Annotated in this window: 1 protein-coding gene and 1 pseudogene; both read left to right on the forward strand. The window is 41.6% G+C overall.

Going from position 1 to position 789, the window contains the following annotated elements:
* A partial coding sequence (locus VTH8203_RS23270) for a transposase (RefSeq protein ID WP_158296151.1) occupies positions 1 to 556 on the forward strand: 556 nt, incomplete at its 5' end.
* A pseudogene (locus VTH8203_RS23275) lies at positions 553 to 789 on the forward strand (hypothetical protein); the annotation flags it as partial. The gene VTH8203_RS23270 and the pseudogene VTH8203_RS23275, both read left to right, overlap by 4 nt.

The following is a 789-nucleotide window of genomic DNA, read 5'->3' on the forward strand; positions in this document are numbered from 1 at the left end:
CGATATCTACTATAGCAAGACACAAAAATTTCAATGCCAAGCGGTTATTTATCAGAATAAAAAGAAAGGTCGGATAGCAAAGAAAAAGCGAGGTGGGAAGTCACAGTGCACGACAGATAAATACCAGCAGGCGAAAGCGGTTGAGCCTTGGTTATTGGTGTATAAATTACCCGAGCATGAGAAAGTCAGTGCAACTAAAGTCGTCAAACTATACGCACAGCGTATGCAGATAGAAGAAGCGTTTAGAGATACAAAAAATAGCAAACTGGGCTTAGGATTGGAGTACGCTAACTCAAAAAGCGCAAAGCGTTATGACAATCTGATACTAATCGCATCATTGATAACGTTTATGCTTTGGTGCGTGGGGTTTGTGAGTGCACAACTGACCCAATCACGTTTGCTGCAAGCCAATACAGAGAGACGAAAGTGCGTCTTATCTTATGTCTATTTAGGTAGAGAAGTGATAGATGATGCGCGTTATTGCCCTGATGAACCTTTGTTAATTTACGTGTATAGCCAGTTATCAAAACTGACTATACAGTTTGAAGACTTATGATGAAATTCGTGGGGATCCCACAGTACTTAAAGAGTATTTATCAATATGGGCAAGAAATAGGCGTTGGCCTCGGCGCACCTGACCTTATGATGCGAAAACGCGGACAATTAAATCACGCCCTAGCAATGATGCATGAGAATAACTATACCGTGCCACTTGGTATCGCGATACAAGATGGTAACTACATTGGCCAAAGCAACAATACTGACGTCGTAGATAACCGACAAAGTCTT

Origin of the sequence: Vibrio thalassae (genome assembly GCF_900089835.1) — a bacterium.
In the GTDB taxonomy this organism is placed as follows: Bacteria; Pseudomonadota; Gammaproteobacteria; order Enterobacterales; family Vibrionaceae; genus Vibrio; species Vibrio thalassae.